At 46.4% G+C, this 13,303-nt stretch carries 10 protein-coding genes and 1 pseudogene; 10 read left to right on the top strand and 1 reads right to left on the bottom strand.

What is annotated here, in order from left to right; translation table 11 throughout:
* From HMPREF3201_RS03535 to HMPREF3201_RS03515, 5 genes and pseudogenes are all read left to right on the top strand, one after another.
* A pseudogene (locus HMPREF3201_RS03535) lies at window positions 1-268 on the top strand (bifunctional 2-keto-4-hydroxyglutarate aldolase/2-keto-3-deoxy-6-phosphogluconate aldolase); the annotation flags it as partial.
* A gap of 334 nt (window positions 269-602) precedes the next feature.
* Window positions 603-1,682, top strand: coding sequence for a mannonate dehydratase (gene uxuA, locus HMPREF3201_RS03530; RefSeq protein ID WP_062411766.1), 1,080 nt, complete (start codon window positions 603-605; stop codon window positions 1,680-1,682).
* 14 nt (window positions 1,683-1,696) lie between these two features.
* The gene (locus tag HMPREF3201_RS03525; protein ID WP_062411765.1) at window positions 1,697-3,301 is read left to right on the top strand and encodes a mannitol dehydrogenase family protein; all 1,605 of its coding nucleotides are present in this window, start codon (window positions 1,697-1,699) and stop codon (window positions 3,299-3,301) included.
* A gap of 39 nt (window positions 3,302-3,340) precedes the next feature.
* Window positions 3,341-4,360 carry a zinc-binding alcohol dehydrogenase family protein gene (locus HMPREF3201_RS03520; RefSeq protein WP_062411764.1) on the top strand — a complete coding sequence of 340 codons (1,020 nt, stop codon included), beginning with the start codon at window positions 3,341-3,343 and terminating at the stop codon, window positions 4,358-4,360.
* Window positions 4,361-4,895: 535 nt separating this feature from the next.
* On the top strand, window positions 4,896-5,585 hold the full coding sequence (locus HMPREF3201_RS03515) for a GntR family transcriptional regulator (RefSeq protein ID WP_062411763.1): 690 nt from the start codon (window positions 4,896-4,898) through the stop codon (window positions 5,583-5,585).
* 33 nt (window positions 5,586-5,618) lie between these two features.
* Here HMPREF3201_RS03515 and HMPREF3201_RS03510 read toward each other — a convergent pair whose 3' ends face one another.
* A complete protein-coding gene (locus tag HMPREF3201_RS03510; RefSeq protein WP_062411762.1) occupies window positions 5,619-6,614 on the bottom strand; it encodes a LacI family DNA-binding transcriptional regulator in 996 nt (331 codons plus the stop codon).
* Window positions 6,615-6,969: 355 nt separating this feature from the next.
* On the opposite strand from HMPREF3201_RS03510, the gene uxaC reads away from it, so the two are divergent.
* The 5 genes from uxaC to HMPREF3201_RS03485 are packed head-to-tail and all read left to right on the top strand — an operon-like array spanning window position 6,970 to window position 13,226.
* Entirely contained in the window at window positions 6,970-8,379 is a 1,410-nt protein-coding gene (uxaC, locus tag HMPREF3201_RS03505; RefSeq protein ID WP_062411761.1) for a glucuronate isomerase, read from the top strand.
* A gap of 13 nt (window positions 8,380-8,392) precedes the next feature.
* Entirely contained in the window at window positions 8,393-9,847 is a 1,455-nt protein-coding gene (locus tag HMPREF3201_RS03500; protein WP_062411760.1) for a tagaturonate reductase, read from the top strand.
* 10 nt (window positions 9,848-9,857) lie between these two features.
* The gene (locus tag HMPREF3201_RS03495; protein ID WP_082709387.1) at window positions 9,858-11,348 is read left to right on the top strand and encodes a UxaA family hydrolase; all 1,491 of its coding nucleotides are present in this window, start codon (window positions 9,858-9,860) and stop codon (window positions 11,346-11,348) included.
* Between the two features lie 12 nt (window positions 11,349-11,360).
* Window positions 11,361-12,794 (top strand): glycoside-pentoside-hexuronide (GPH):cation symporter, encoded by a 1,434-nt coding sequence (locus HMPREF3201_RS03490; RefSeq protein ID WP_062411758.1) that lies wholly within the window; start codon window positions 11,361-11,363, stop codon window positions 12,792-12,794.
* Between the two features lie 12 nt (window positions 12,795-12,806).
* Window positions 12,807-13,226 (top strand): HIT family protein, encoded by a 420-nt coding sequence (locus HMPREF3201_RS03485; RefSeq protein WP_062411757.1) that lies wholly within the window; start codon window positions 12,807-12,809, stop codon window positions 13,224-13,226.
* Window positions 13,227-13,303 lie beyond the last annotated feature (77 nt).

The raw sequence follows: 13,303 nt of genomic DNA, 5'->3' as shown, positions 1-13,303 counted from the left end.
GGCCCTTGAATGCGGCGCAGACGTCGTTAAGATCTTCCCGGGGGAAGTTGTGGGCATGAAGGCCATTAAAGCCATTCACGGGCCCTTGCCGCAGGCCCCTCTCATGCCTACGGGCGGTGTAAACGTCGACAATGCCGGCGAATGGATACAGCTTGGCTGCGTCGCTGTCGGAGCCGGTGGAGCCCTGACGGGCGGCGGAAAAACGGCAGCTGAAATCACGGAAACGGCCAAGAAATTCATCGCGGCTGTCAAAGCCGTACGTGCGTAATTTATTTCTGTTAAAAATGTCAGTCCTCGAAGCTTCGTCTTCGAGGACTTTTTTTTCGTCTGTCGACCCTTTGGGAAAACTATTATTGGCTATTGCGAACGATGATAAACCTGTACGATTCATATGAAATCGCAGAGCGTATTTTATACAGGGTTAGGAAATTATTGCATAAAAGTCATCTTAAAATCAAAATCATTCTGTTTATTCAAATTTGGCAATTCTACATTGCATTACGAATACTAGTATGGTAGTATGTAGACATGGCAAAGATAAATGAAAACGCAATAAAAATAAAGAGTTTATTTTATATTTATTTTGGGGGAGGAATTAACCTATGAGAATGACATTCCGTTGGTACGGAGAAAAAGATGACAAAATTACCTTACAGGAGATTGATCAAATCCCGGGTATGGATGGTATTGTCGGAGCCTTATTCGATATTCCGGTTGGTGAAGTATGGCCAGTTGAACCATTGCTTCACATCAAACAACAGGCAGAAGCCCATAATTTGGTATTCAAAGATTTGGAAAGCATAAATGTCCACGAAGACATTAAGTTAGGGCTGCCAAGTCGTGACCAATATATTGAAAATTATATTACATCTCTTCGCAATGCCGCCAAAGCGGGTATTGAAATGGTCTGCTATAATTTTATGCCCGTCTTCGACTGGACACGGACGGAATTGGCGAAGCCCTTATACGATGGCTCGACCGTTCTTGCTTATGACTACCATCTCATTGCCGGGAAAACACCTGACGATATGGCTCGAGAAATTCTGGACAACACCAACGGCTTTGTCCTTCCGGGGTGGGAGCCGGAACGGTTGAAAGCTCTGTCTCATCTCATTGAACAGTATGATGGCATGGATGAAGATGGCCTGCGCAAGAACTTGGAATACTTCCTCAAGGCTGTCATACCGGTTGCTGAAGAAGTCGGCATTAAAATGGGCATTCATCCCGATGATCCTCCTATTTCCGTCTTTGGTCTGCCCCGTATCGTCAAAAACGAAAGTGACCTCGAGAAGATTGCTAAGATGGTCGACAGTGAAAGTAATGGATTTACGATTTGTACCGGTTCCCTCGGTTCCAATCGTCAGAATGATATTCCCCACATCATTCGTAAATTTGGGAAAATGGGCCGCGTAAACTTCTTGCATGTCCGCAATATCCAGGTTCATGAACCGTGGGTATTCAATGAAGTGGCTCATAAATCGCAAATTGGTAATTTAGATATGTATGAAATCATCAAAGCTGCTTACGATATCGGCTTTGAAGGACCTATCCGCCCCGACCACGGCCGCATGATTTGGGGGGAAGAAGGCCGTCCTGGCTATGGCTTATACGACAGAGCCCTTGGCGCGAATTATCTTTGCGGTTTATGGGATGCTATTAATCGTACGTGCGGGCAGTTTTAAAGGAGGTTTTATGAATGCTCCATTTAAGTCGAAAAAGCTTAAAACAAGATAAGGCGGCATGGGAAAAGGCCGATATCAAGTTGTATTCTTATGACGACACCCAGGTTGAAGAAGCTACGCAGCAAACGCCGCAATGGGTCCACTTTGGCGGTGGGAACATCTTTCGAGCCTTTATTGCAGCCCTTCAGCAGCAGTTATTGAATAAAGGTGCCGCTAAAACAGGGATCATCACGGCAGAAACTTATGACGAAGAAGTCATTGAAAAAGTATATCGACCCTTTAATAATTTAAGTTTGGCCGTTACCATGTATGCTGACGGCCGCTTTGAAAAAGAAGTCATAGGTTCCGTCGTAGAATCCGTCGTTTGCCGTCCTGATTTCAGCAGCGACTGGAAGCGGCTGAATGAAATTTTTGCGAATCCATCTTTGCAGATTGCCAGCTTTACGATTACCGAAAAAGGCTATAAATTGAAAGACTATGCCGGTAATTTCTTCCCTGCTGTTGCAGAAGATATGAAAAATGGTCCTGAAAAAGCTAAGAGCTCGATGGGCTGCATTGCCGCTCTGGCATATACCCGCTATAAAGCCGGCGCTTATCCCTTTGCCTTTTTAAGCTTGGATAACTGCTCCCACAATGGAGATAAGATTAAAGAAGCTGTTTTAACCTTTGCCCATGAATGGGTCTCGAATGGTGTTGTCGAATCGGGTTTTGTTGATTACGTCAGTGATAAGCAGAAAGTTACCTTCCCTTGGAGCATGATCGATAAGATTACTCCGAGGTCTTCCGAAAAAGTACAGCAGTATTTGAAGCATTTGGAATTTGGCGATACGGAATTAATTCATACGGAAAAAGGGGCATATGCGGCCTTTGTAAATACAGAAAATGCACAGTATTTAGTTATCGAAGATACCTTCCCCAATGGGAGACCTCATTTGGAAGAGGCTGGGGTTATTTTCACCGATCGGGATACGGTTGATCGCGTGGAAAGGATGAAGGTTTGCACCTGTCTTAATCCCCTGCATACGGCCATGGCTGTATACGGCTGCTTATTAGGCTATACATTGATTGCCGATGAAATGAAAGACGCACAGATAAAAGGCCTGATTGAAAAAATCGGTTATCAGGAAGGACTGCCGGTTGTAACCGATCCCGGTGTTTTAAATCCCAAGGATTTTATCAAAGAAGTATTGGAACAGCGGCTGACGAATGGCAACCTGCCGGATACTCCACAGAGAATCGCTTCGGATACGTCTCAGAAAGTGGGCATCCGTTTTGGCGAAACGATTAAGGCCTATGGAAGCAAGGCAAAGGACTTAGAATTTATTCCCTTGGCGATTGCTGGTTGGTGCCGCTATTTATTGGCTGTTGATGACGAAGGGAAGCCCTTTGAACTCAGTCCAGATCCCTTATTAAAAGATTTGCAGTCGGATATGACCGGCATTGTTCTCGGAGATCTCTCTTCGGCGCAGGGAAAATTGACTTCGATTTTGTCGAATAAAGATATTTTTGGTAGCGACTTATATGAAGTGGGACTGGGTCAAAAAATCGAAGGGTATTTTAAGGAACTCATTGCTGGCCCCCATGCTGTACGGAACACCTTAGTTAAATACGTAAAATGAAGAAATTATAATGGATTTATTTTATAGGAGGTATCTATCATGAAAGCTGTTGTTGTCGAAGAACCGGAAAAAATTACTCTTGTAGAACGTGAAATTCCTCAAATTACAGACGATCAGGTATTAATTAAAGTGAAAGCAGCGGGCATTTGCGGCTCTGATGTAGGCATCTATCATGGGAAAAATGCCTTTGCTACCTATCCTCGTGTCGTAGGTCATGAATTTGTCGGCGAAGTCGTTAAGGTCGGCAAAAATGTAAAAAACGCAACGGTAGGAGATCACATTGCCGTAGACCCCGTCGTTTCCTGCGGCCATTGCTATGCCTGCAATATTGGTCATCATAATGTTTGCAAATCCTTGGAAGTTATGGGGGTACATCGCGATGGTGGTTATCAGGAATACGTTGCCGTTAATGAGGAACAATTGAATCAAATTCCGAAGGATCTTCCTTGGGAAATTGCTGCTACCGTTGAACCTTTTTCGATCGGCGCGCAGGTTGCCCATAGAGGCGACTTGACCGGTGATGATACGGTGCTTGTCTGCGGTGCCGGCCCCATTGGGTTGATCATTTTACAGGTGGCTAAAATGAAAGGCGCAAAAGTCGCTATTCTTGATATTGTAGAATCAAGACTTGAAAAAGCCAAAGAGTTGGGTGCAGATATGGTGATTAATGGTAAAACCATGGACCTGGTTGATGCGATGAAAACATTTACTAATGGAGATGGCTTTAACCTGATCTATGAAGCAACGGGGAACGTCAATATTCTTCAAACTTGTATCCAGAAATTACCGAGCCAAGCGGGGCGTATCGTCGTATTAGGTTTCTCTACGGTCGAATTTCCTATTCGCCAAGTGGATATCATGAGTAAAGAGTTAAAAATTATTGGGACGCGCCTTAACAATCATCGGTTCCCTGAAGTTATCGACTGGTTTAAAAATAAAAAAGTGGATCCTAAATCGATTGTTACCAATACATTCCATTTTACAGATGCCGCCAAAGCTTTCAAATATAATGACGAAAATCCCGATAAGGTTTTAAAAATTGTGCTCACCTTTGACTGATAAATTCGTGAAGATATCGGCGGTATATGACATGATTTGGACGATGCTATGTAAATAACTATTCTCGAAAAAAAGAGTATAATGCGATAGCATTATACTCCTTTTTCCCTTTATAATTAGATGAGCAGTTAGAATGAAGAGCGTACTTACTATGGAAACGTGATGGGACGGCTAATGGCGGCTGAATTGGGGCTTTTCGAATCAGTCGGACCTATCTTTGAATACTGCCCATGGATAGAATCGGTTGAGAGAAACGCATTTTGTGCTGATAGGCAGAAACTCCCTGTAGGTGCAGGGTTTACGGCTTTACGGAAATTGTTTAAAAACGCTTATGTAATCAAATAATAGCGCGTAAAATAGCGGAATATCTGGGGTGAACAGGAGTAAATTTGTTTATCGAGAGAGGGTTTATGGACAAGCCTTTTAGCGGAGCAATGGCGGCTAGCGGTGATTCAACTATACTATTTCTGCTGAAAGTGTGGTAAGATGAAATCGAGAATGGGAAAATATAGACGTTAGGAATGATGGAGTGGCTATGGATAAGTTGGAATTGAGAGAAAAAGAGCCTCATGAAACGGTGCGAGAATATGCTTATCGCGTGTTGTACCAAAATATCATGACCTTAAAATTGCCGCCAGGAACGGCTATGTCGGAACAGGAGTTGTCCGGTATCTTGAAGGTGAGTCGGACGCCGGTTCGAGAAGCCTTCATCCGGCTGGCACAAAGCGGCTTGCTGGAAGTATTGCCTCAGCGAGGAACGTTTGTATCAAAAATTCATACCGAACAGCTAGCCGAGTTTCGATTTTTTCGGGTGACGTTAGAAAGAGGAATTATGGAACTGGCCTGTCAGGAATTTTTAGATCCCTGGAAGACGAAGCTGGAATTTTGTATCTTTGAACAGGGAAAATTTATAGAGGCCAGCGATGCTGAAAGTTTTTTTAAGAGTGATAATACGCTTCATTCGCTGCTCTATGAAGGATGTGGGATGCCTCATATTTGGCGTATCGTCCAGAATTCAAATCTTGACTATGTCCGGGCTCGCGTTTTAAACGTCAGTGATACGGATGAACAGATGAAGATCCTGTATGAACAGCATAAAGGTATCGTTTCGGCCGTCTTTGATAAAAATGTAAAAGCTGCTCAAGATATTATGACCGAGCATATTAATAAGGTCATGGGGGATGTGGCGGTATTGAAAAAAGAATATCCCGAATACTTCGGATAAAAAAATTCCGTATACTTGGTATACGGAATTTTTTTATGTTGTAAAGCTTTCTCGCTCGACGAGTTCAGCGTTGAACTCCGTCCGGATAGGAACGGCATCAGCACCCTTGGTAGTTAACTCGGTTACGATGTTGACGGCGGCAGCGCATAAGTTTGTCAGTTTATTGTCTAAACTAGTAAGGGTCGGGGTGGCGCATTCAGCCAGGATCGAATTGTTGCAGCCGATGACGGGGATGTCAAGACCGTGACGCAAGGCGGCTCGCTGGGCTCCGACGGCAAAGATATCGTCTGACGTAACGATGGCATCGAAGTCAACGTTTCCGGCCACTAGACGGTCAATCAAAGCTTCGGTATCGGTCAGGGTTCGTGGCGTCTGCTGAATTAGTTCAGCTTTGTGAGGCAGGTTCAATTCTTTGATGCCTTGGCGAAAGCCGTCTAATTTGTGGCGGCCACTATACGTAAGGGAGTTGTAAATATAGAGGATATGCTGACACCCCTTGTTGGCTAAGGCGGCGACGACATCCTTCATCCCGTCTCTTTCATTACAGACGACACTGTACATCCGTGGCTGATGGTAGTCGCTGTTAATGGTAATGACCGGGATTTGACGGGCTGTTTCACAGAGTAGGCGGACATCCGACTCCGATGAAAAAGGAGTGCCGATGGTGATGATGGCATCGACGTGTTTTCCAGCCATATCAGAGATGTACTTGCCGTTATGGCCGGTATCGCTGCCAGTATTGGACAGCATGACGTCAAAATGATGTTTGCGTAGACCGTCTTCTAAGAGGGATACGGCGTGGGCATAGAAAATATCGGCGACGTCGGTACAGATGACGCCGATGATTTTCATTGAATCCAAGCCGAGGCCGCGAGCAAACGGATTGGGTTTATAGCCCATTTCTTTCATCACCTTGAGTACCTTGGCCCGTGTTTTTTCGCTGACCCGGCTGCTGCCGTTGAGGACGCGGGAGACGGTGGCGATGGAGACATGGCATTTTTGAGCGATGTCGTAAATCGTGATATTCATAGCAATCGATCCTCTTTATGTAAAAATCTGGATTACTTACATTATACCATACTTCTTTCTTAAAAAATCAAGAGGGAACGGAAAAATAATGTAAGAGCTTAACCGACATAAATCGAGATGCCCTATTTGAATTTAAAGCATTTAGTATTACGTTTAAATAGAAACTGCCTAATACATGAGAAAAAAGCATTGAAAAGCTTTAATTTTTCAAAAACCATACAGAAAAATCATATATCATTGACACTGAAGTCATGCTATGATATTCTTCTTGTGAAGATAAGTGTAAGAGCTTACAATATTTTTTTCAGTTGACCGACAGCGTAGGACCGCCGGGTATTGGAAGGAGATAAATAAAATGAAACAATTTATGGACAAGGATTTCTTACTGGAAACGGATACGGCAAAACATTTATTCCACGATTATGCAGCAAAGATGCCGATTATCGACTATCATTGCCACATCTCTCCGCAGGAAATCGCTGAAGATCATCACTTCCGCAGCATTACCGAAGTATGGCTCGGCGGTGACCATTACAAATGGCGCATCATTCGTGCCAACGGCACGCCGGAAGAAAAAGTCACTGGTGAAACGTCGACGGACTTGGAAAAATTTGTTGAATATGCGAAAGTGCTTTCTCGTTCTATCGGCAACCCCCTCTATCATTGGAGTCATTTGGAATTACAGCGCTATTTCGGAATCACCGAACCGCTGACGGAAAAGAATGCTGAAGATATTTTCAACCGCTGCAATGCGAAACTTCAGGAAAAAGATATGGGTGTCCAGGGCTTGATTGAACAGTCCAATGTCAAAGTTATCTGCACGACCGATGATCCGGCAGACGATTTGAAATGGCATAAAAAATTGAGAGATGAAAATACCTGCAGTGCAAAAGTATATCCGGCTATGCGTCCGGACAAGCTGCTGAACGTCGATAAAGCCGGTTATGCTGATTACATGGCTCGCCTCGGCAAAGCTGCTGGAGTAGACATCAAAAACTTTGCCGACCTTCGCAAAGCCATGGATAAACGAATCGCTTTCTTTGAAGAAATGGGCTGCCGTGCTACGGACCACGCTTTGGAATATGTTTTCTGCCGTGAAGCCGATGAAAAGACGATCGATGCCATCATGGCCAAGGCTTTGAAAGGCGAAGCTATTAATAAAGAAGAAATGGAAGCTTATAAGACGGCTGTCCTGACTTACCTTGCCGGTGAATACTACAAACGCGGCTGGGCTATGCAGATCCACTTTGCAACCCTTCGCGACCTAAATTCGGAAATGTATCGCAAACTCGGCCCTGACACCGGTTATGACAGCATTGCTGAAGGCAACTGCTGCAAAGGCCTTATCGCTCTCTTAGACCATCTCAATGAACTCCATATTTTGCCGAAGACGATCCTTTACTCTGGCAACCCTAATGACAATGCTATGATTGCTACCATTATCGGTTCGTTCCAGGGTCCTGAAGTTCGCGGCAAAGTCCAGCAGGGCGCTCCTTGGTGGTTCAATGATACGAAACAGGGCATGATCGATCAGATGACCGGTATTGCCGACGAATCTGTCTTTGGCAACATTTTGGGCATGTTGACGGACTCCCGCTCCTTCTTGTCCTACGCACGTCATGAATACTATCGCCGGATTCTCTGCAACTGGATCGGTAATCTCGTAGAAAACGGAGAATATCCGAACGATGAAGACGCACTTCGCCAGTTAGTCGAAGATATCAGCTTCAACAATGCAGCTAACTATTTTCAATTTCAGATGTAAATGAGGGTAAACGATGAAAAATGTAAGTGAATTCCATCAGAAACAACAGCATCCCGTGCGGATCTTACAGTTTGGGGAAGGTAATTTCCTGCGTGCTTTTGTCGACTATGCCGTCGACATAGCTAACGAGGAAAATGGCTTTGACGGCAGCGTGGCTGTCGTCATGCCCCGCTCGGGCAAGACCGATCGCTTTTCGAAGCAAAATGACATTTTTACGGTATGCTTGAGAGGTCAGCAGCACGGCAAAGTCTGCAAAGAAAACCGGGTCATTACCTCCGTGAAGACCGTCGTCAGTGCTCGTGATGAATACGACACTTTCATCGCTTTAGCTCATGAAGACGCTCTGGAATTCGTCGTGTCCAATACGACGGAAGCCGGTATTGTCTGTGATGCCAACGATAAATTCGAAGACTGCCCGCCGACGACCTTCCCGGCCAAACTGACCAAGTTCCTCTATGAAAGATATACCTTTTATAAAGGTGCTTCGGACAAAGGCCTTGTCATGCTGCCGACGGAATTGAACGATAACAATGGCAAGCTCCTTCAAGACTGCGTTACGAAATACGCAGAAAACTGGGGTCTTGAACAAGGATTCCTCAACTGGCTGAATCAGAGTTGCAAGTTCGTCGATACCCTCGTCGACCGCATCGTCGTCGGCTATCCCGAAGATTCCATTGATAAGATTCAGGCTGAACTGGGCTATGAAGATGCCCTCCTCGATCAGGCGGAACCCTTCTCCCAGTGGGTCATCGGTGATTCCACGCTGGCAGATCGCCTGCCATTAAACTCGAGTAAATTCCATGTTGAATTTACCGATCACATTCAAGCCTTTAAGGAACAGAAGGTCCGTATCCTGAACGGCGCTCACACGTCGATGGTCCTCGGTGCCTATCTCGCTGGTCTCGATTATGTCGGCCAGTGCATGGAAGACCCGATCATCCGCAAAGCGCTGGATCAGACCGTCTTCGGTGAAATCGTTCCGACCGTTGACCTGCCGGAAGAAAAGGCCGTTGCCTTTGCCCAGGCCGTTTACGAACGATTCGAAAACCCCTTTGTAAAACATGCCCTTCTGGCGATTGCCCTGAACTCTATCTCCAAGTGGAGAGCCCGCGTCCTGCCGACCTTTAAGGACAGCCTGGCTGCAACGGGCAAACTGCCGAAGCTCCTGACGTATTCGCTGGCAGCACTCCTGGCCTTCTATCGCACGAGCGAACAAGGCGACCAGTGCCTCATCGGGTCTCGGACCGGCAATACCTATGAAATTCACGATGATGAAGATAAATTGGCCTTCATTAAAGATCATGCAGCCCTGGCTACGGCCGATTACGTCAAAGCTGTCCTCGGACAGACTGACTGGTGGGGCGAAGATTTGAATGCTGTTGACGGCCTTGCAGATGCCGTAACGGCCCACATGGACCGGATGGCTGAGGTCGGCGTCAAAGCTCATCTTACCGAATTGACTGCATAAGGAGATTATGATGAACGTATTTCAAATACACGCTGATGATAACGTTGCCGTTGCTGTCGACGCTGTTGCCAAGGGCAGCAGCGTTACCGTCGGCGGTCAAACCTTCAACGTCTGCCAGGACATCCCGGCAGGCCATAAAATCGCCATTAAAGAAATCAAAAAAGGCGAAGACGTCGTAAAATACGGCTTCCCCATCGGGACTGCCAAAGTGGATATTCCTCAGGGATCCTGGGTTCATACCCACAACGTCCAAAGTAAACTGGGCGATCTCCTGGATTATACCTACGAACCGGAAAAGGCTCAGCGCCCGCCGAAGGAAAGTGAAAAAAAATACGAATTCCTCGGATATAAACGGACCGACGGCCAGGCCGGTATCCGCAACGAAGTTTGGATTATCCCGACCGTCGGCTGTGTTAATAATATTGCCCGGGCCATTGAAACGGCAGCGCAGGTCTATAAGACGGATAACATCGACGGCATCTATTCCTACAGTCATCCCCACGGCTGCTCTCAGCTCGGCGATGATCAGCTCCATACCCAGAAGGTATTAAGTGGTCTTATTCACAATCCCAATGCCGGTGCCGTCCTGGTACTGAGCCTTGGCTGTGAAAACAACCAGATCAGCCTGATGAAGGAAGTCATCGGCGACTATGACCCGAATCGTGTCAAATTCCTCGTCTGTCAGGAAGTGGAAGACGAAATCGAAGCCGGAACGGAGATCGTTAAGGAACTTTGCAGCTATGCTGATACTTTCCACCGTGAACCGTGTGATGCCGCGCTGTTGACCATCGGCCTCAAGTGTGGCGGATCCGACGGTTTTTCGGGGATCACGGCCAACCCCTTGGTCGGTGAGATTTCGAACCGACTGGTTGCGGCTGGCGGCACGTCGATCCTGACAGAAGTTCCGGAAATGTTCGGCGCTGAAACACTGCTCATGAACCGCGCCCGGAATAAAGAAGTCTTCGATAAGACCGTCGCCTTGGTAAACAATTTTAAAGAGTATTTCATGAACTACGGCGAAAAGATCAATGAAAATCCGTCACCAGGTAATAAAGCCGGCGGCATTACGACACTGGAAGATAAATCACTGGGATGTGTACAGAAAGGCGGCCAGGCTTTGGTCGAAGATGTCCTTTCCTATGGCGACCGGGTTTCGAAGAAGGGACTGAATCTCTTACAGGCTCCTGGAAATGACTTGGTAGCAGCCAATGCCTTAGCGGCAGCCGGTGCTCATATGGTCTTATTTACGACGGGACGCGGAACGCCTTTTGCCTGCCCCGTACCGACGATTAAGATTTCCAGCAACAGCAAACTTGCTGGATTCAAAAAAAATTGGATCGATTTCAATGCCGGTACGATTGCCGAAGGCGAATCGCGGGAAGCGGCCGCAGACCGCCTGTTCCAATTCATACTTGACGTAGCGTCTGGACGTGTTTTGGCCAAATCGGAAGCCCTTGATAAACACGAACTGGCTATATTTAAAAACGGTGTTACCTTATAAGGAGGGAGTGCAATGAGCACACAAGAAGCAACCCTGCCGAAGCAGAATTCTCCGGTTGAAGGGCAGTCCGCCAAAGACGGTCATGTAAAGCTGTCGTGGCGTGAAAAGATTTGTTATGGATTTGGTGATTTTGGCAATGGCTTTATGTTTGACCTCGGACAGGCCTATTTGACGAAATACTGGATCGATGTTTGTACGATCCCAGCTGCGGCTGTTGCCGGTATTTTCGCCTTTACCAAAATCTTTGACGCTTTTATGGATCCGATTGCCGGTTCCGTTATCGACGGCCGCAAAAACATCGGTCCTCGCGGTAAATTCCGCCCGGTCATGATGTTTTCTGCCGTCATCCTGGCAATCTTGACGGTCATCACCTTTACGATGCCGGAAGTATCGGCGACGGGTAAGATCGTCTTTGCTTACGGTGCTTACATGGCTTGGGGGCTCGTTTACTCGTTTACTAACATTCCCTATTCCTCCCTGGCCAGTGTTATGACTCGAGACGTTGAAGAACGAAGCCAGATGGCTACGACGCGTCAAGCCGGTTCTATCGGGGCTCAGCTCATTACCGGCATGGCTTTCGTACCGATCGTCATGATGTTCGCTTCGCCTCATCACGGCTTCTTCATTGCTGCTGTTGTCATGTCTATCGTCGGTGTTATCGGCTTTGCGATTTGCTATCTTAACTGCCGTGAACACGTTCCCGTTAAGCGCAATACGGCCAACGAACAGAAAGCCAAAGCTTCCGACTATGTTAAACTCGTATTTACTAACAAACCGCTCTTATGCATCATTTTAATGACCTTGTTTACCATTTCGGCCATGAACACCAACAACCAGATGATGATTTTCTTCTGCCAGTACAACCTGGGTTACATGGGATTCCAGCCGATTGTAAACGGCATCATGATGGGCTGCTCCGTTGTCGGTATCCTGCTCATTCCGAAACTGGTTAGAAAGTTCGGTAAAAAGAAGACCGCTATCGGCGGCTTGCTCATCGGCTGCGCTGCTGACTTGCTCAACTTCGTCATCCCGACCAATATCTATTCGTTCATCGTTTTGGTTACCATCGGCTACGTGGCTCTGGCTATCCCGAATGGTGTTACCTGGGCCTTCGTTTCCGACGTCATCGACTACAGTGAATGGCACAATGGTATTCGTAAAGAAGGCATTACCTATGCTGCTTTCAACTTCTCGCGTAAAATCGCACAGGCACTGGCTGCTGTCGTAAGTTCCGGCATCCTGGTCCTCACGGGCTACGTTGCTAATGCTGTACAGAGCGAAATGACACTCCTTGGCATCAAAGCTGCTATGACCTTGTATCCCGGCGTCGCTCTTGGCATTGCCGCTATCATCTTGTATTTCTTCTACGGCTTGACCGATGATAAATTCAAACAGATCGCCGAAGATTTGAATAACGGTAAATGGGAACACGGTACCATCGAATAAGGAGGCTTTCACATGAAAGATCAGAACTGCGGCTACTGCGTTAAAGGCGAACCGCTGGCTAAATTTGGCATCTACGTCTGTGATTTATCGGTCAGTATGTTGGTTTTATTCAAGGAACAGAGCCATCCCGGCCGCTGCATCGTCGCTTATAAAGATCATGTCAGCGAAATGACGGAACTGAGCGATGAAGAACGCAACGCCTTTTTTGCCGACGTCGCACGAGCTTCGAAGGCCATTCACGCAGCCTTCCATCCGGATAAAGTAAACTACGGTGCATATGCTGATTCGGGACATCATCTGCATATCCATTTGGTTCCGAAGTATAAAGATGAATTTGAATGGAACAGCACCTTTGCCATGAATCCCGATCGCGTTTACTTGACAGATGCAGCCTACGAAGATATGATTGATAAAATAAAGAAACAATTGTAAAACTAAGTAACCGGGGACTGTCTGCTGCGACAGTCCCATCTTATCTCATGGAGGAATCAAAATGAAGAATGTGCTTA

Origin of the sequence: Megasphaera sp. MJR8396C, from assembly GCF_001546855.1 — a bacterium.
Lineage (GTDB): Bacteria > Bacillota > Negativicutes > Veillonellales > Megasphaeraceae > Megasphaera.
Note: the sequence above shows the minus strand (reverse complement) of the source record. Positions and strands in the feature narration are given on the sequence as shown.

Coding starts and splice junctions, on each gene's coding strand:
- HMPREF3201_RS03520 (WP_062411764.1), top strand. CDS start 3,341: ATGAAAGCTGTTGTTGTCGAAGAACCGGAAAAAATTACTCTTGTAGAA.
- HMPREF3201_RS03500 (WP_062411760.1), top strand. CDS start 8,393: ATGAAAAATGTAAGTGAATTCCATCAGAAACAACAGCATCCCGTGCGG.
- uxuA (WP_062411766.1), top strand. CDS start 603: ATGAGAATGACATTCCGTTGGTACGGAGAAAAAGATGACAAAATTACC.
- HMPREF3201_RS03485 (WP_062411757.1), top strand. CDS start 12,807: ATGAAAGATCAGAACTGCGGCTACTGCGTTAAAGGCGAACCGCTGGCT.
- uxaC (WP_062411761.1), top strand. CDS start 6,970: ATGAAACAATTTATGGACAAGGATTTCTTACTGGAAACGGATACGGCA.
- HMPREF3201_RS03510 (WP_062411762.1), bottom strand. CDS start 6,614: ATGAATATCACGATTTACGACATCGCTCAAAAATGCCATGTCTCCATC.
- HMPREF3201_RS03490 (WP_062411758.1), top strand. CDS start 11,361: ATGAGCACACAAGAAGCAACCCTGCCGAAGCAGAATTCTCCGGTTGAA.
- HMPREF3201_RS03515 (WP_062411763.1), top strand. CDS start 4,896: ATGGATAAGTTGGAATTGAGAGAAAAAGAGCCTCATGAAACGGTGCGA.
- HMPREF3201_RS03495 (WP_082709387.1), top strand. CDS start 9,858: ATGAACGTATTTCAAATACACGCTGATGATAACGTTGCCGTTGCTGTC.
- HMPREF3201_RS03525 (WP_062411765.1), top strand. CDS start 1,697: ATGCTCCATTTAAGTCGAAAAAGCTTAAAACAAGATAAGGCGGCATGG.